12 protein-coding genes are annotated in these 17974 nt (G+C 59.8%); 6 read left to right on the forward strand and 6 right to left on the reverse strand.

All coding sequences use genetic code 11. The features are described from left to right. The first annotated feature begins 213 nt into the window (after positions 1-213). From KW840_RS04955 to KW840_RS04965, 3 genes are all read left to right on the forward strand, one after another. Positions 214-3084, forward strand: a complete 2871-nt coding sequence (locus KW840_RS04955; RefSeq protein ID WP_218494601.1) for an EAL domain-containing protein — start codon at positions 214-216, stop codon at positions 3082-3084. A 200-nt stretch (positions 3085-3284) separates the two neighbouring features. Beyond that, complete coding sequence (gene hexR / locus KW840_RS04960) at positions 3285-4151, forward strand: transcriptional regulator HexR (protein ID WP_007954250.1); 867 nt, start codon at positions 3285-3287, stop codon at positions 4149-4151. A gap of 219 nt (positions 4152-4370) precedes the next feature. Continuing rightward, positions 4371-4580, forward strand: coding sequence for a PA3496 family putative envelope integrity protein (locus tag KW840_RS04965; protein WP_085723603.1), 210 nt, complete (start codon positions 4371-4373; stop codon positions 4578-4580). Here KW840_RS04965 and KW840_RS04970 read toward each other — a convergent pair. Beyond that, positions 4522-5484, reverse strand: coding sequence for a LysR family transcriptional regulator (locus KW840_RS04970; RefSeq protein ID WP_218494602.1), 963 nt, complete (start codon positions 5482-5484; stop codon positions 4522-4524). The two genes, KW840_RS04965 and KW840_RS04970, sit on opposite strands and share 59 nt — an antisense overlap. A 190-nt stretch (positions 5485-5674) precedes the next feature. Between KW840_RS04970 and KW840_RS04975 the strand changes: the two genes are divergently transcribed. Beyond that, complete coding sequence (locus tag KW840_RS04975) at positions 5675-7090, forward strand: acetyl-CoA carboxylase biotin carboxylase subunit (RefSeq protein WP_007971702.1); 1416 nt, start codon at positions 5675-5677, stop codon at positions 7088-7090. Between the two features lie 11 nt (positions 7091-7101). Beyond that, complete coding sequence (gene oadA, locus KW840_RS04980) at positions 7102-8910, forward strand: sodium-extruding oxaloacetate decarboxylase subunit alpha (RefSeq protein WP_218494603.1); 1809 nt, start codon at positions 7102-7104, stop codon at positions 8908-8910. Positions 8911-9164: 254 nt separating this feature from the next. Here oadA and KW840_RS04985 read toward each other — a convergent pair whose 3' ends face one another. The 3 genes from KW840_RS04985 to KW840_RS04995 are packed head-to-tail and all read right to left on the reverse strand — an operon-like array spanning position 9165 to position 10933. Continuing rightward, positions 9165-9836, reverse strand: a complete 672-nt coding sequence (locus tag KW840_RS04985) for a GNAT family N-acetyltransferase (RefSeq protein ID WP_090452212.1) — start codon at positions 9834-9836, stop codon at positions 9165-9167. A gap of 16 nt (positions 9837-9852) precedes the next feature. Beyond that, entirely contained in the window at positions 9853-10299 is a 447-nt protein-coding gene (locus tag KW840_RS04990; RefSeq protein ID WP_154860866.1) for a GNAT family N-acetyltransferase, read from the reverse strand. 10 nt (positions 10300-10309) lie between these two features. Further along, positions 10310-10933 carry an FMN-binding negative transcriptional regulator gene (locus tag KW840_RS04995; protein ID WP_218494604.1) on the reverse strand — a complete coding sequence of 208 codons (624 nt, stop codon included), beginning with the start codon at positions 10931-10933 and terminating at the stop codon, positions 10310-10312. Positions 10934-11025: 92 nt separating this feature from the next. Between KW840_RS04995 and KW840_RS05000 the strand changes: the two genes are divergently transcribed. Beyond that, entirely contained in the window at positions 11026-12579 is a 1554-nt protein-coding gene (locus KW840_RS05000; protein WP_090452207.1) for a PLP-dependent aminotransferase family protein, read from the forward strand. Positions 12580-12614: 35 nt separating this feature from the next. On the opposite strand, the gene KW840_RS05005 is transcribed toward KW840_RS05000, so the two are convergent. Both KW840_RS05005 and KW840_RS05010 read right to left on the reverse strand, forming a co-directional pair. Next, entirely contained in the window at positions 12615-13070 is a 456-nt protein-coding gene (locus tag KW840_RS05005) for a hypothetical protein (RefSeq protein WP_218494605.1), read from the reverse strand. A 209-nt stretch (positions 13071-13279) separates the two neighbouring features. Then, positions 13280-17863: a dermonecrotic toxin domain-containing protein gene (locus KW840_RS05010; RefSeq protein ID WP_218494606.1), complete on the reverse strand. Its 4584-nt coding sequence runs from the start codon at positions 17861-17863 to the stop codon at positions 13280-13282. Between the last annotated feature and the right edge of the window lie 111 nt (positions 17864-17974).

Raw genomic sequence — 17974 nt, forward strand, 5'->3', positions numbered from 1 at the left:
TCGCTTTAACCGATGAAAGTTATGCGAAGGACGACCGGTCAGTCATCGGCTGCAGGCATTGGCGGGACGTGCCTTCAGCATTTTCAGTGGCATCGGCGTCCGAAAAATTTGGCGATTTATTGATCAGCAGCAGTTTGGTCCGGGCAATTGCTTGTGTATGCTCCGAGCAGTTTCGGGCACATGCTCATCATTATAAGAACAAGAACATCGCCTATGACCCTCAGCTTCGACCTGTCGGGCCCCACTGTGGAACCCCGGGTGATCCGTAAACAGTACGCCATGGAAATGGCGGTCGAACGCACGCGCCTGTTGTATCAAGGCTCGCTGCTGCCCACGTTGTTCATGCTGATCAATGGCCTGGTCTGTGCCGGTTTGCTCTGGAGCCCGCAGCGCTATTTCCTGGTCAGTGTCTGGCTGGTGTGGTTGTTGTCATTGGTGGCATTGCGGGTGATTCAGGTCGCAGCCTTTGATTCGGCCATTCCCAACCGTCAGGCCCATCCCATCTGGCGGCGGATGTTTTTGCTGGGCTCCGGCCTCACCGGTCTGACCCTGGCCGGTGCCGGCATCGCCCTGGTTCCCGCCGATAACTTCATTCAGCAAGCCTGGGTCTTCGGCCTCATCGGTGCCGCAGCGCTCTCGGCCAGCGTGGCTTATGCGGTCAGCTTGCCGGCCTTCCTGTCATTCACCTTGCCCTGCCTGTTGCCGGCCATCGCCTATATGTTTTGGGGGGCTGACGAACAGCAGCAAGGTTGGGGCTGGTTCGGGCTGATCCTGCTCGGTGCGTTGAGCGTGGTTGCCTGGCAAGTCAATCGATTGATCGATCGGGGCTTGATGCGACGCTTTCAGAACCAGGCACTGATCGAGCATCTGCAGCAGGCGCAAAGCTGCAGTGATCAGCTCAATCAGAAGCTGGCCAAGGAGATAGAACAGCGCCGACGTGCCGAGGACGAATTGCGAGAGATCCAGGTCGACCTGGAAAACCGAGTCGCTCAGCGCAGCCTGGAACTGGACGCCGCCAATCAGGCACTGAGCAAGAGTGAGGCGCGCCTGGCGCTGGCATTGAAGGCCAGCGAGTTGGGGTTGTGGGACTGGAATCTGCAAACCGACGAAGTCCATCACACACAAATTCAGGAATTGTTCGGCCTGGAGCCGGAACAGGTCACGGCGATATTGCGTCACCTCAAGCCGCGCCTTCACCCCGAGGATCTTCCTGCGCTGAAAAGGGCGCTGGTCGAGCATTTGAAGGGCCGCACCGAGGACTATCAAATCGAGTATCGCGTGCGGCATGGCGACGGCCACTGGGTCTGGATCGAGGACCGCGGGCGGGCAGTCGAGCGTGCCGACAACGGCCGGGTGATTCGCATGGTCGGCACTCGCCGCGATATCAGCGCCAGCAAAAGTCTGGAAGAGCAGCGGCAATTGGCGGCGACCGTGTTCGAGGCGGCCAGCGAAGGGATCGTGATTTTCGATCCGAACTACGTCCTGATCGCGATCAATCAAGCCTTCAGTCGGGTGACCGGTTATGACATTGACGACATGATCGGACGCAATGTCGTTGAGTTGCCATGCAGTCGCGATGCGCGTAGGCATTACGCCGCGATACATCAGGCGCTGGAGCAGCAAGGCAGCTGGCAGGGCGAATTGGTGGAAACCCGCAAGAACGGCGAGATGTATCCGCAATGGCTGCAACTGAATGCCGTGCGCGATGCCCGGGGAAGTGTGAGCCATATTGTGGGCTTCTTCGCTGATCTCTCGGCTCGTCGAGAGTCCGAACAGCGTATGCGCTATCTGACCCATTACGACGAACTTACCGGTCTGGCCAACCGCGCGATGTTTCGCGAACGACTCAACGAGGCTCATCAACGAGTGCGGCAGGGCGGTTATCGCAGCCTGGCGTTGCTGCACATCAATCTCGATCGGTTCAAGCAACTCAACGACAGCCTGGGGCATGAAGTCGCCGATCAGTTATTGCAGAAAATGGCCCGGCGACTGGTGAATGCATTGCCTGAAGCAGACACCATCGCGCGCCTTTCCGGTGATGAGTTTGCCGTACTGTTCAATTCCTACGGCAACCTTTCGAGCCTGGCGAGGGTGGCGACTCGTCTGGCGAACAAGTTGCGTTTGCCGGTGACCATTGACGGGCATGAGCTGGTGCTCAGCGCGTCGATGGGCATCAGCTTGTTGCCGGACAGCGCGCGGGAAATATCGGCACTGGTCAGTCAGTCGAACATGGCAATGCAGCACGCCAAACACCTGGGTGGCGATAATTTCCAGTTTTACACCGACAGCTTGCAAGCCAGCACGTTGGAGCGTTTACAGCTGGAAAACCACTTGCGCAAAGCCATCGAAGACAAACAACTGAAGGTGTTTTACCAACCGAAACTGTGCCTGGCCACTGGCAGGTTGAATGCCGCCGAAGCCTTGGTGCGTTGGGATCATCCGACCATGGGCCGAGTGCCGCCGGGGGATTTCATTGGCCTGGCTGAAGAAACCGGATTGATCGGCCCGATCGGTGAGTTCGTGCTGCGTCAGGCCTGCTGGCAAGCCTGTGAGTGGCAACGGCAGGGACTCGAAGCAATTCGGGTGTCGGTCAATCTGTCGGTGCATCAATTGCGCCAAGGCAAGCTGGTCAGTCTGGTGCGGCAGGTGCTGGAAGAGACCGGGCTGGCGCCGCAACTGCTGGAGCTGGAACTCACCGAAAGCCAGTTGCTGGACAGCGTCGAACACATCATCGCAACCTTCCAGCAGTTGCGTGATCTCGGGGTGAAACTGGCCATTGACGATTTTGGCACTGGTTACTCATCCCTGAGCTATCTCAAGCGGATCCCGGTGGATTACGTGAAGATTGATCAGGCCTTTATCCGTGGCTTGGGTGAGGGCAGCGAAGACGCGGCGATTACCCGGGCAATCATTGCCATGGCCCACGGCCTGAAGCTTAAGGTCGTGGCGGAAGGAGTGGAGCGCGGAGAACAGCTTGAGTTCCTGAAAGCCGAGCGCTGCGATGAGGTTCAGGGCTATTTGATCAGCCGCCCGGTTGAGGCTGAGACGTTGGCAGGTTTGCTGCACGCGCAAGCCGCAAGCTGACGAGGATACGTAAGTAGCTTTTGTCCTTTAAAACGTGCACCCGGCACACCTGGACAGGCGCCATGAGTGCTACATGAAGCGCGGGCACCTGAAATCGAGGGATTCGGTAACGCATTGAGCAGGCAAAAAGCCGATTCATGTAGTATAACTACAAGCGTGCTACATCCCCGGCACCTGCCAATAACAAAGAGTCCAGCCCTTTGAATCTGCTGCAACACATCGCCCAGTCTCGCCACCTGTTACGCAAGTCGGAGCTCAAGGTCGCCGACCATGTGCTGCTTGATCCTGCGGCCGTGATGCACAGCTCCATGGCCGACCTGGCCCACAGCGTGGGCATCAGTGAGCCGACCATCGTGCGCTTTTGCCGTGCCATCGGTTGTTCCGGCTTTCAGGACCTGAAGCTGAAGCTGGCCCAGAGCCTGGCGGCAGGTGCGAGTTTCGGCCAGTTTGCGATCCATGAGGATGATTCGGTCGCTGACTACAGCCTGAAAATCTTCGACACCACCCTGCATACGCTGATGGAGGTTCGCGAGAAACTCGATCCGCTGGAATTGCAGCGGGCGGTGACGCTGATGTCCCAGGCCCAGCGTGTCGAGTTCTATGGCTTTGGTGCCTCGGGTGCGGTCGCGGCGGACGCCCAGCACAAGTTCTTCCGCTTGCTGCTCACCGCTGCGGCGTATTCCGACCCGCACATGCAGGCGATGTCGGCCGTGACGCTCAAGCCAACCGACGTGGCGATCTGCATTTCCCAGTCCGGGCGTTCCAAGGACCTGCTGATCACTGCCAACCTGGTGCGTGAAAGCGGTGCCTCGTTGATCACCTTGTGCCCGAGCCAGACGCCGTTGGCCGAACTGTCTACGGTCAATCTGGCGATCGATGTGCATGAAGACACTGAAATCTATACGCCGCTGACTTCGCGTATTGCCCACCTGGTGGTGATCGACGTGCTGGCGATGGGCGTGGCCATGGCGCGTGGCCCGAGCCTGGTCAACCACCTCAAGAGCGTCAAGCGCAGCCTGCGCAGCTTGCGGTTGTCGCCCAAGTCGGTGAAAGCGCTGGACGATTGAGCCAGGCCTGAGATTGCATGAAGGTCGTTCCGACCTTATCGCGAGCAAGCTCGCTCCCACATTTGATCATGCACGCCGCAGAACCTGTGGGAGCGAGGTCGCTCGCGATGGCGGCCTCGAATGCACCGCAATTTTCATCAGTTTGTAACCCCCAAGCCGCCAAACCGTCATCCCCCGCGCCTATCTTGAAACTCCCGTACTCGCCTTGGGAGACTCGAAATGGCCATGCCCTACGAAGAACGCAACAGCGCTGTCAAAACCCGTCGTCAGCAAGAAGATCAGCGCCGCATGGAATTCCGTCGCGCCATCGAAGATCGCTGCGAACGCCGTCAGCTTCTGGCCGAGATTGGCGATTTTCCAGAGCTGGAACTTAACTTCTGGCAGACGTCTCCCGTAGCTTCCCGTCGAAACGCTCAACCAGCGCGCTGATCTGAATCCGTTCGCTGCGGATAAACGCCAGGAAGGCATGAGCCACCGGTGACAGGCGCTTTGCCTTGGCCTGCACCAGGCACCAGCTACGGAATAGCGGCAGTTCTTCGACCGGCAATTCGATCAGCCCACCGGTTGCCAGCTCAAGGTTCAGGGCGTGGCGCGTCAACAGCGCAACGCCCAGGCCTGCCAGTACACATTCTCGCTGGGCTTCGGCAGACGAGACTTCCTGAGTCTGGTTGAAGTGCACGCGTTTCTCTTTGAAGTATTCTTCGCACGCCAGCCGCGTCCCGGAGCCTGGCTCACGCAGCAGCAGTGTGTAGGGTTCGAGATCCTGCAAGCGCAGCGGCCCCATATGACACAGCGGGTGATCCGGTGGCGCCACGGCGACGATCGGGTTGTTCAGGAACGGCAGGAATTCCAGGCCCATGTCCTGAGGCACCATGGACATGATCACCAGGTCGTCGCGGTTGTCCGACAAACGCCGAATGACCTGGCCGCGATTGACCACCGTCAGTTGCAGGTTCACCTCCGGGTGCTGGCGTTTGAAGGCGGCAAACAAGTGCGGCACGAAATATTTGGCGCTGGATTCCACCGCCAGTTTCAGCTGCCCCTGCAACGAACCCTGCATGTCCGACAGCTGCATGTCGAGGTTTTCCAGGCGTCCGAAAATATCCCGGCTGGCCCGCTGTAACGCTTCAGCCGCTTCGGTCATGTAGAGTTTTTTGCCGACGTAATCGAACAAAGGCTGGCCAATCAGCTCCTCAAGTTGACGAATCTGCAGGCTGACGGCAGGTTGTGTGAGCGACATTTCCTCGGCCGCGCGACTGTACGACCGCAAATCACAGACCTCGTTGAAGATCTGCAATTGCCGTAAAGTCATACGCATCAATGACTTACGCATAATGTGATCACTCTCGTCGCTAACAGGTGAATCAACTATAAGTCTTTACTTATGCATGACCCAATAATTATTCATTTTTGTTAATCCCTTGTGAGCGCTAGTGTGGACCTGCGACCAAATTGAAACATTTGGTCACGCGTCGACCTGGTCTAGCAGGTCGTGGGTACCACCGGCTCAAGGGAATTTCCAAGTGATAACAAAGATCCTGATCGCCAACCGTGGTGAGATTGCCGTACGAATCGTACGTGCCTGCGCCGAAATGGGCATTCGCTCGGTCGCGATCTACTCCGATGCCGACCGTCATGCCTTGCACGTCAAGCGAGCGGACGAGGCCCACAGCATTGGTGCCGAGCCACTGGCCGGTTACCTGAACCCGCGCAAGCTGGTGAACCTGGCTGTGGAAACCGGTTGCGATGCACTGCACCCAGGCTACGGCTTCCTTTCGGAAAACGCCGAGCTGGCGGAGATCTGCGCCGAACGCGGGATCAAGTTCATTGGCCCGTCGGCTGAAGTGATTCGCCGCATGGGCGACAAGACCGAAGCCCGTCGCAGCATGATCAAGGCCGGTGTACCAGTGACCCCGGGCACTGAAGGCAACGTGTCGGGCATCGAAGAAGCCCTGACCGAAGGCGATCGCATCGGTTACCCGGTGATGCTCAAGGCCACTTCCGGTGGTGGCGGTCGCGGCATTCGTCGCTGCAACAGCCGTGAAGAGCTCGAACAGGCTTTCCCGCGGGTCATTTCCGAAGCCACCAAGGCATTTGGTTCGGCGGAAGTGTTCCTGGAAAAATGTATCGTCAATCCGAAGCACATTGAAGCGCAAATTCTTGGCGACAGCTTCGGCAACGTGGTGCACCTGTTCGAACGTGACTGCTCGATCCAGCGCCGCAACCAGAAGCTGATCGAAATCGCCCCAAGCCCACAGCTGACCCCGGAACAGCGCGCCTATATCGGCGACCTGTCGGTGCGCGCAGCCAAGGCCGTGGGATACGAGAACGCCGGCACCGTGGAGTTCCTGCTCGCCGAGGGCGAGGTGTACTTCATGGAGATGAATACCCGGGTGCAGGTGGAACACACCATCACCGAAGAAATCACCGGCATCGACATTGTCCGCGAGCAGATTCGCATTGCCTCCGGCCTGCCGCTTTCGGTGAAACAGGAAGATATCCAGCACCGCGGCTTCGCCCTGCAATTCCGGATCAACGCCGAAGACCCGAAGAACAACTTCCTGCCGAGCTTCGGCAAGATCACCCGTTACTACGCTCCCGGCGGCCCCGGCGTGCGAACCGACACGGCGATCTATACCGGCTACACCATTCCACCGTTCTACGACTCCATGTGCCTGAAACTGGTGGTGTGGGCGCTGACCTGGGAAGAGGCGATGGACCGTGGCTTGCGCGCCCTGGATGACATGCGTCTGCAAGGGGTCAAGACCACCGCCGCGTACTACCAGGAAATCCTGCGTAACCCGGAATTCCGTAGCGGTCAGTTCAACACCAGCTTCGTTGAAAGCCACCCTGAACTGACCAACTACTCGATCAAGCGCAAACCCGAAGAGCTGGCCCTGGCCATCGCCGCCGCCATCGCCGCCCACGCAGGCCTGTGAGGAATAGAACAATGAGCAAACAAATCCACGTTACCGACACTATCCTGCGCGACGCCCACCAATCGCTGCTCGCCACCCGCATGCGCACCGAAGACATGTTGCCGATCTGCGACAAGCTCGACAAAGTCGGCTACTGGTCGCTGGAGTGCTGGGGCGGCGCGACGTTCGACGCCTGCGTACGTTTCCTGAAAGAAGATCCGTGGGAGCGTCTGCGCCAACTGCGCGCCGCGCTGCCTAACACCCGCCTGCAAATGTTGTTGCGCGGCCAGAACCTGCTGGGCTACCGCCACTACAGCGACGACGTGGTCAAAGCTTTCGTGGCCAAGGCAGCGGTCAACGGCATCGACGTGTTCCGCATCTTCGACGCCATGAACGACGTGCGTAACCTGCGCGTGGCCATCGAAGCGGTGAAAGCCGCCGGCAAACACGCCCAGGGCACCATCGCCTACACCACCAGCCCGGTGCACACCATCGAGGCGTTCGTGAACCAGGCCAAGCAAATGGAAGCCATGGGTTGCGACTCGGTGGCGATCAAGGACATGGCCGGCCTGCTGACCCCGTACGCCACCGGCGAACTGGTCAAGGCTCTGAAAGCCGAGCAATCGTTGCCAGTGTTCATTCACTCCCACGACACTGCTGGCCTGGCCGCGATGTGCCAAATGAAGGCCATCGAAAACGGCGCCGATCACATCGACACCGCGATCTCCAGTTTCGCCTGGGGCACCAGCCACCCGGGTACCGAGTCGATGGTCGCCGCCCTTAAAGGCAGCGAGTTCGACACCGGCCTGAACCTGGAACTGCTGCAAGAGATCGGTCTGTACTTCTACGCGGTGCGCAAGAAGTACCACCAGTTCGAAAGCGAGTTCACCGCCGTCGACACCCGTGTTCAAGTCAACCAGGTACCGGGCGGGATGATTTCCAACCTGGCCAACCAGTTGAAAGAGCAGGGCGCGCTCAACCGCATGAGCGAAGTGCTGGCCGAAATCCCGCGCGTTCGTGAAGACCTCGGCTTCCCGCCGCTGGTGACCCCGACTTCGCAGATCGTTGGTACCCAGGCGTTCTTCAACGTGCTGGCCGGCGAGCGCTACAAGACCATCACCAACGAAGTGAAGCTGTACCTGCAAGGCGGCTACGGCAAGGCGCCGGGCACCGTGAACGAACAACTGCGTCGCCAGGCCATCGGCAGCGAAGAGGTTATCGACGTTCGCCCGGCCGACTTGCTCAAGCCGGAAATGGCCAAGCTGCGTGCCGACATCGGCGCACTGGCCAAGTCTGAAGAAGACGTACTGACCTACGCCATGTTCCCGGACATCGGTCGCAAGTTCCTCGAGGAACGCGCCGCTGGCACCCTCACGCCAGAGATTCTGCTGCCGATTCCTGAAGCGGGTGGCGTGGCCTCTGCCGGTGGCGAAGGTGTGCCGACCGAGTTCGTCATCGACGTGCACGGTGAAACCTACCGCGTCGACATCACCGGTGTTGGCGTCAAGGCCGAAGGCAAGCGTCACTTCTACCTGTCCATCGACGGCATGCCGGAAGAAGTGGTGTTCGAGCCGCTCAACGAATTTGTCGGCGGCGGCAGCAGCAAGCGCAAGCAAGCCACTGCACCGGGTCACGTCAGCACCACCATGCCGGGCAACATCGTCGACGTGCTGGTCAAGGAGGGCGACACCGTCAAGGCAGGCCAGGCCGTGTTGATCACCGAAGCGATGAAGATGGAAACAGAAGTCCAGGCAGCCATCGCCGGTAAAGTCACCGCCATTCACGTGGCCAAGGGCGACCGGGTAAACCCGGGCGAGATCCTGATCGAGATCGAAGGCTGAGTTAACAGCCTCGATACAACGCTTTATACCTCGGGGGGGCATGTGCTCCCCTTTTTTTATGCCTGCAAATCCGTGCCTGAAACCCTGTGGGAGCGAGCTTGCTCGCGATAGCGGAGCATCAGTCTCAACAATTGCTGAATGTGATGCCGCCATCGCGAGCAAGCTCGCTCCCACAGGTGCTGTGTCCCATCAGTGAAGCGGGTGTTAATTGATCAAGTGCTCGCTCGCGATGGCGTAATTCCAGGCGCTGACGATTACCCGCGACACTCCACCAACGACTTCACCTGCCCCGAACCGGTCTGGTTCTCATCGCTCAGCCACTTTTCAAACCCCGCACCAATCGCCGGCCACTCCGAATCCAGGATCGAATACCACGCCGTATCCCGGTTCTGCCCCTTGACCACCATGTGCTGGCGGAACACCCCTTCAAAACTGAAACCCAGTCGCTCAGCCGCGTATTTGGAGCGGGCGTTGCCGTTGTTGCACTTCCATTCCAGGCGACGGTAGCCGAGGGCGAAGGATTCCCTGGCCAGCAGATAAACCGCCTCGGTGCTTTTCGGCGACCGCTGCATCGGGGCGCCGAAGGTGACGTGGCCGATTTCGATGCGGCCCTGGGCCGGGACGATGGACATCAGGCTGAGAATGCCCTGGACCTCGCCGCTGACGCGGTCGATCACGCTGAAGAAATACGGATCGCTGCTGGTCGCGTGGTTGTTCAGCCAGTCGTTGAAGACGCTGCGCTCCGGGAAGGGGCCGTAAGGCAGGTAGTCCCACAACTTCGGGTCAGCGCCCGGGCCTTGCAGGGCCTTGAACAGGTCGTCGCCGTGGCGCGCCGGGTCGAGTCTTTCCAGGCGGATGTAACGCCCTTCGATCAGTTGAGTCGTGGGGGGCGGAACGCCTTTCCAGTCGGCGAGTGAAATCGACATGCTGTTCTCCTTGAACCTAGATGGCTTTGCGAAACTGGATGAAACCGGGGCGTTCGGCGATGCGCTCGTAGAGCTGGATCGCGGTGGCATTGGTTTCGTGGGTCAGCCAGTGGACCTTGTTGCAACCGTCGGCCTTGGCTGTGGTGTAGACGAACTCGATCAACTGGCGGCCGACGCCGGTACCACGGGTTTGCGGGACCACCAACAAGTCTTGCAGGTAGCAGGAGTTTTCGATGGCCCAGTTCGAACGATGGTAGATGAAGTGCACCATCCCCACCGCTTTGTCATCGGCCCAGGCGAGGGCGGCGTGGGTCGGTTCGCTCGGGTCGAGCATGCGCTGCCAGGTGCTTTGAGTGACGGTATCCGCAAGTTCGGTGTTGTAGAAGCGCAGGTAGGCTTGCCACAGCGGCAACCATGCCGCGTGATCACCGGCGGTGACTTGGCGAATGTCGATCTGACTCATGGTGATTTCCTTAGCGCATCAATTGGGCGAGGGTTTGGTCGTTGACGTCGGGGCTGGCGGCCAGGCCTTTGCGCACGCCGGCGATGTCGGCGGGGCTGCGGTTCTGGCTGAGCTTGCGCTTGCCTTCCAGACGGTCGATGGGAATGGCGAAACCGACGATGGCCTTGAGCATGCCGTCGATGTAATCGGCGGGGGCATCGGCCACTGACCACGGTTGGGCGCGGCCAGCTTCATGACGATCGGTGAGGGTGCTGACGATGTCGAGCAGCCGCCCGCCATCACTGAAGGTTTCGGCTCGGCCATAGGCGTGTACGGCGACGTAATTCCAGGTTGGTACGACTTTGCCGTGTTCGGCCTTGCTCGGGTAGAAGCCAGGGCTGACGTAGGCGTCGGCACCGGCAAAAATCAGCAGGGCTTCGGCGCCGTCGCGCAGGTCTTTCCACTGTGGATTGGCTTTGGCCAGATGCCCGTACAACGTGCCGTTCGAGCCTTGCTCGCAATGCAGCAGCACTGGTACATGGCTGGCTTGCAGGCCGCTTTCACCGTGGGTCACCAATATGGCGAGACGGGTGGCGAGGATCAGTTCATGCAGTTGGGGCAACTCGTCGATGGCAAAAGCACGTGGCGTGTACATGGAGATATTTTCCTTGGCGAATGTCTGCATCCTAGGCAGGCTATTGGTCTGTTGTAAGAGCCATTAATGACCAATTTCATAGGTCCATTGTGATGACTAGCGAACCACTGTCCCTGACCTTCAACCCGGCAGGTATCGAACTTGATCGTCGCCAGGGGCTGAGTCGTCAGCTCTACCAGGCATTGCGCACGCGTGTGTTGGACGGGCGACTGGCCAGCGGTACGCGTCTGCCTGCCAGTCGTGATCTGGCAGCCGCGCTGGCGATTTCCCGTAACAGCGTGGTGCGCGCCTACGATCAGTTGTACGCCGAAGGGTTTATCGAAGGGCGGGTAGGCGATGGGACTTATGTCGCGCAACTGCCCCAGGCAACCGTGCCGGCAAAAAAACTATCCACAAAAGTATCCACAGGGTTTTCAACAGGGTTACCCACAACCTTATCCACAAATCGGCTCGATTTACCTGTGGATTCATCCAGCAAAGTTATCCACAGTGGTGCATTGACTCGCGTCGAAAAGAACCATTTACCCATGCCGCCCAGTGGTCCGCCCAAGGCTTTTCGGGTTGGTGTTCCGGCGTTCGATCTGTTTCCGTTCGAGGTCTGGGCCAAGCTGAATGCGGCTTTCTGGCGTAAACCGGATTTCCAGCAGCTGTGTTACGGCGACCCTGCAGGTGATGCGCGCTTGCGGGGGATGATCGCGGCGTATCTACGCAGCTCGCGGGGCATGCAGTGCACGGCTGAACAAATTGTGATCACCAGTGGCGCGCAGCAGGGAATCAGCCTTTGTGCACAGCTGCTGGTGGAGCCGGGCGATGGGGTGGCGATCGAAAATCCTGGCTACCGCGCGGCGGGTCATGCCTTCGCCGTGGCCGGGGCGCGCTTGCACGGGGTAGCGGTGGATAGCGAGGGTATCGACTGCGGTGAGCTGGCGGGGCTCAGTGATTGCCGCCTGACCTATGTCACGCCGTCACATCAATACCCGACTGGCGTGGTGATGAGCCTCGCTCGCCGTCTGGAGTTGCTGGCCTGGGCCGAGCGCACTCAAGGCTGGATTGTCGAGGATGATTACGATGGCGAGTACCGCTACAGCGGTGCGCCATTGGCGCCTTTGGCGGCACTCGATCGTCACGGGCGAGTGTTGTATGTCGGCACGTTCGGCAAGGTCGCGTTTCCGGCGTTGCGCCTGGGTTATCTGGTGTTGCCAATGGGGCTGGTGGACGCGTTTTCCCAGCGTCGTGCCGTGGATGTGCGCCACTCCGAGGTCAGCACGCAGGCAGTCATGGCCGAGTTCATGGCGGCCGGACACTTCCAGCGGCATATCCGCCGCATGCGCCGTGCGGCACTGAGTCGGCGCAATACGCTGCTCAGTGGTTGGCCGCTGGATATCCCCGGCGTTGGCCCGTTGCCCACAGTCGCTGCCGGGCTGCACATGACCGTGTCAGTCGAAAGCGTGGCGCGCGAACAGGAACTGATCGAATTGGCGCGCAGTGTCGATGTCGAGATCAACGGTTTGAGCAGCTATTGGCTGCCGGAATCCACCACGCCCTTCGATCAACGCGCCGGGTTGGTACTGGGCTTTGCGGCGGTGCCCGAAAAGTCGGTCGAGGCGGCGCTGGAGCGATTGCGAGAGGCGTGGCGCGGTCGATGAAGCGGGCGGACCAGCAGTCCGCCCGCAGTCGTTCATCAGGGTTGAGTTTCGAGTTTGAGGAACAGATTCGGGTCGCTGATACGCCGCAGCACGTAGTCGATTGGCGCCAGAGTCGTGAGTACCTGGCGGCGTTCGGTCGTGAACTGCTCCATCGGCGCATCAAGCGAATCGTAGTGAAAGTGCGCAAGCCGCAGAGGCTGATCCTTGTTGGTGGTGTCTAGCACCTGGTACTCCTGGAAATAATCCCTGCGCTTTTTGGTCTTGATTCGTCCCTGTTCGTTGCGGACGATACGGACCTGGTCGTTGTCCAGCAGCCACTGCAAGTACGCCTGTCGGGGCTGTCGATCCTTGAGCAGGCTGGCGCGAATACCGATGCCTTGAGCGCGTAGCTGGACGGCGGCACCATTGAGCTCCGAGCTCGGACCAGCGCCTGGGTCAGCGATTCGAACTGTGTGGGCATGGCCACGAGCGTGCCGTCGCGGACCCACCATTGAGGCGTGCCGATCATGGTTTGGTCAGGGTCGATCTTGCGCTCGGGTTGCAGCGCCTTCAGCGCTTGGCGCAGTAGAAGGGCGGCGACGCTATCGACAGTGGGACCCCTGCTGGTCTGGTAATTCACTTGGCTCTTTTTTAGCAAGCCGGGGGTTTGGGTATTCTCTGGGTGGTCTGTCATCGTCATTTTCCTTTTTGACGTGGCGGCTTACGAAAAGAACAGCGAGCCCGCCAGTTGCGGGCTGATCGCGCTGCGATAAATGGCGATCACCTGGCTGCTGGAGGCGGAATTAAGGTCGTCCCTTCCGGCCATCATCCGTTGATCACGCAGTTTCAAATGGGCGGCGGTAAACGCCTCGACGGGCGTGTCGGGGCCGGTGTAGTGAAAATGGGCGTACCACAACGGTTGCCCGGTGCCTCGCTCGCGAACTTCGTATTCCTGCAGGTAATCCTTGCGCGGGCCTTTGAGTCGGCGTCGATCACCACTGCGCACGATATCGATTTCATTTTTGCTCGATAGCCATTCGATGCGGGCGGCCGTGGGCGGCTGTTGCTTGATCATCTGGACGCGAATCCGGTAGCCCTCGGCGTACAGTCGAACACGCGCCGCGTTCAAGTCCGCACCCAGTGCTGTCGCAGCGTCGGTCGTATTCGAAGCGGTCAGAGTTTGCTCGAGTGTCTTCGCGCTTTTGTCGAGCTGTTCGGCTTTGTGCTGGAACAACTCTTCGATTTCCACCGGGATGCGGCCGGGTTTTTTTGCACTCGCTTCGGTTTTCTGGATGAAGCTTTCCACGCCATCGAGCAGCTCCTGACCTTGAGTGATTTGTGTGGCGAGGTCCGGTAGTTGTACCGCTGGGCGGCGACGTCTGGGTTGCACGCGCTCAATCCAGACGCCGGGTGTTTTTTCGTGAAAGGTGGCGATCACTTTGCCGGTCAAGGGCGATTTCACATCCAGCAGAACCGGCTCTCCCGATGCCGAGGGACGCACTTCGCCCACAACCGTACCCTTGAAGCGTGTCTTGACCACTCGTTTACGCGATGCCGATGCGGGCTTTGACGGACCGGGCCGGGGTTCTACCGGCCGTTGTTCGCGCAGCAGTTGCGCCAGATTGGCTTCGGTGTCCTGCTGGAATTCACTGATCCGTGTACGTACGTGTTTGAACGGTTGCTCCAGAACCGCGTCCTTGTGGGTGAGGCTGAAGTCTTCAAAGGCCTGGTCGATAGCGGCAAACTGTTCGAGCATGCCGTTGAGGCCTTCGATACGTTCGCCTGCCGCCCAGGCACTGTTTTGCAGCATCAGTTCTTGCGAGGTCTGTATGACCAGGTTGGTGGTATCGAGCAAGCGCTCGAATGCGCCCCGGGCGTCGATCAGCGCGGCACTGTTTCCTTCTTTCAAGCAGACGTCGCGAGCCAGCGAAACCTGGAGCGCCTTGAGATCGTTAACACTGAAAGCGGGCAGTTTTGCCCGGTAGGTACTGGCCACTTCAGCAGCATTTCTACCGAGTCGACTCAAGTCATGGAGCCGCGATTGGGCAAACTCTATTTTGCCGATCACACCCTCGGTCAGGTCGACCATTTTCCGGTAGGTTGCAGAATTACCGGTCCCGCCTGTCGTTTCCTCGGCATCGAGCAGCGCCAGGGTTTCCCTCAAGGTCTGCGTAAACGTTGCATTGTGCTGATCGAGCCACGTCTGGTTGAAGAACAATTGAGTGCCGAGCATCTCGACCATGGCGGTTCGGTAGTTGGGCACCGTTTCGAGCAGGTTCAGCGACTTCAACTGCTCGATAGGGGCGGCGTATTCCTGGGTGCGGTGCTCGAGCTTCTCGAGGAACTGCGTTTGCGCGGCCGACAGTGCTTCGTCACCGACTGATTTTTTCATGGCGTTGTGGGCGTCCGTCAGCTCTGTACGTGCCCGCTCGCGTTCATTGTCAAACTCGGCCAGTTGCTTCTTGAGTTCGGCGATGCGTGCACGGTTTTGTTGCTTCAGTGCCTTGCGTCGGCTCGACAGACCGCCGCCGCGCAGGCGCAGGCGCGTGTCGACGAACCAGTCACCGCGTTGGTTGCTGATCAGTGCCGGACCGCTGCGCACGGGCTGCTGTCGAGAGTCGATGATCGACACTTCGCCCGTGTCCTCGACGGCCACCTCGAACCAGCGCTCGCCCACCGGCGCATAAAAGCTCTTTTCTTTTCGGTAGAGGTGGCGATAGACGCCGTTGCCACTATCGGGCGGTGTGAGCTGTTCGGGGGGAGTGACCTTGAACTGATCCAGGGTTTTTGTCAGGTCCAAGGCCGCATCGGTTGCCACTGTCTGGCGATGTTGCACAGGAGGGGGCTCGCTGACGATGTCGGGTAATTGCACGACGGTCACAGGTTGCCGGGCCGGTTTTTCCTGTTGCTCGATCGCTTTTGCAATGGGCTTTTCCTGGACCCTGCGCGCAGGCGGATTACGCGTACTGGCGTGATGGGCAAGCACCATGGCCAGGGTCAGCAACAGGTCGGTCATGGCGGATTTCTGCTGCTGATGGTCGCCACTGTCGGCAGCATCGAGGGTTTGCTGCAAGTCATCCAGCACTTGCCAGATCCAGGCGGCCGTCCCGACGGTTCGACCAAGAAAGGGCAGCGCCGCATTGAGCAGCGTCCAGGCTGTACGCTTGAAAGTCGCCCAGCGATTTTGCGCGTTGGACAGCGATTGCCGTTGCGCCAGTTCGACCAGCGCATTGACGTTGGCCTTGTACAGGACGGCCAGGTAATTGCCGCTGAGAACCCGAGAGCCGAGGGAAATCGGGCCGCTCATTTGCAGGGAGGTCAGCGGGTCGGCCAACAGTTGAGAAATGCTCCAGACCGAAGGTCGGTCACCGGTGAACACATAGTTGGCATAGTTGGCGCGGGCACCGTCCGGCAGCCAGGCGAGTACGGACTGGCGCAACGTCGGCGAGTGTTTGATGGTGTAGACCAGGTTGGCCGGCGTTGGATACTGGCTCAGCGGTTGTTCAAGCATTGGCCGGTAAAGCAGGCAAGGCCCCTTGTCCATCTGGCGGGGCCCGATCACGAACATGTTGGTCACTTCATCGGTGGCGCCACCGATGCGCCAGCCGGGCGCGAATGCCAGTGGGCGAATCACGATCTCCTGGCCATCCACCCAGCGATTGGCGTCGAGCACTTGCACCACGGCGGCGACATAGCGGTAACCGGTCTCGTCGATGCCGTGCTGCTTGCGAATCTTCAGCTGTAAGGCCAGCAGCGGTAACTCGACGCGCAAATGGCTGGTGAACAGGTTCTGACGCCGCAGGCTGTCCACGGGTTCGGCGAGCAGCTTGCTTTTGATCAGCGCCGGGTAGTGCTGGCCGATGTCGACGCGTGTAATCAGCTCCTCCAGATAGCTCACCGTCATCCACTGCGGCAGCGCGGCGGCGCTGGAACTGCGTACGAATTTGTTGCCTTGCGGCAGGGCAATCAGGTTTTGCAGCGCCAGGTCGACCAGGCTCAGGGTGGTGCGCTCAGGGTCCACCGTTGGCACAAAGCTGCCCCAGACCACCACGCTGTCGACCACGATTTCGATGTCCGCCAGGTTCAGATGTGCGGCATCGGCATGTTGCGCGAGCATGGCTTCGCGCAGTCGATCCAGCGCAAATTCGCGGATCGGTTTGAGCCCGTCCAGAAAGGACTTCCCGGCGTTCTGATTGCGCACCGTCACCAGATCCATCAGATGACGGCTGTAAGCGGTGAGATCGGTGGATGACGCATCGGCCATCCAGTCTGGCAGCGATTGCTCGACCTGATTGAATCGCGAGGATGACTGTTTGTCCGTCGGGTCGAGCTCGTTGGTCGTACGGCTGACGTGGGGCGCCAGGTCCGGGTTTGCCGCCGCGGGTTCGTTGGCCAGCGCACCGATTGCATCGGCCTGCAAGGCTATCAGGTTGCACGCCAGGCGGTCGAAATAATTGCCCGGCGGTTCGATCAGGCGCCAATGCAGGACATTTCCCGGTACTTGCCCATCGGTGTCCGCCAGCAACGACGCGCCCAGTTCCTGCAAGGAGTCAAACGCCTGGAAGCCACGGGTGATGGTGTGAGTGAGAACAAGGGTACGGCTACCCAGCGTCCCGATCAGTACTGCCGTATCGACGATGTTAATGTGCGTCGAAGCCGCGCCGCTTTGGCCGTCCAGGTCAATCAGGCAGGCGCGTGACTGATAAGGGTCATGCGCACGACGTGCGTTTTTGTCCGGGTAGGCGAAAAGCTTGCCGGCCATGGCGTGCTGGTTGCTGTCCCAGTCCGGGTTGGCTTCGATGTTCCATAGGTCGCGCAAGGATTTGGACAGTGCCTGCCAGCGTGGAGCCGATGCGGGGGTGAACTGGTTCCAGTAATCGACTTGTTGCTCTTGAAACGCGACAAACAGCAGTGGCGCCAACTCATTGAGCAGGCGCCCAATGGCATCGATGCTGACGGGCAGTTGCGCCGGTGTCTGCACCTGGGGTTGCAACGTTAGGTAGTGCTCGCCGTCGAGGTAGACCACGGGCGTTCGCGCTACGCCATGGCGCACCAGTGCGTCTGTCAGCGACTCGAAGCGCCTTGACCCAGGCTCGACACTGCCATTGTGCAAGATCCAGGTCGGCGTCACCACCATGGCCAGGCGGGGATCGATTTGCAAATTCGGGTACAGCGCTTTCAGGGCTGGTTGCAGCGCATGTGTGGCGACTTCCCTGATCGAGGGGCCGGTTACCAATTGGGTGAGAAGGGCATCTTGATCAGAGGGGAGGCTGGTTTCAGACGAAGGGCTGGAGGTACTTGTCATGGTCACATCCTTTGTGAGGGTAGCAGGCACCGTGGAAGGTTCGGTGCGCGGTCCATTGCAAAGTAGCGACGGGTATAGCGGCGTTGGCGGTAAATAAATATCGCGGGCAAA

This window comes from Pseudomonas sp. PDM30, assembly GCF_019218985.1.
GTDB classification, from domain to species: Bacteria; Pseudomonadota; Gammaproteobacteria; order Pseudomonadales; family Pseudomonadaceae; genus Aquipseudomonas; species Aquipseudomonas jessenii.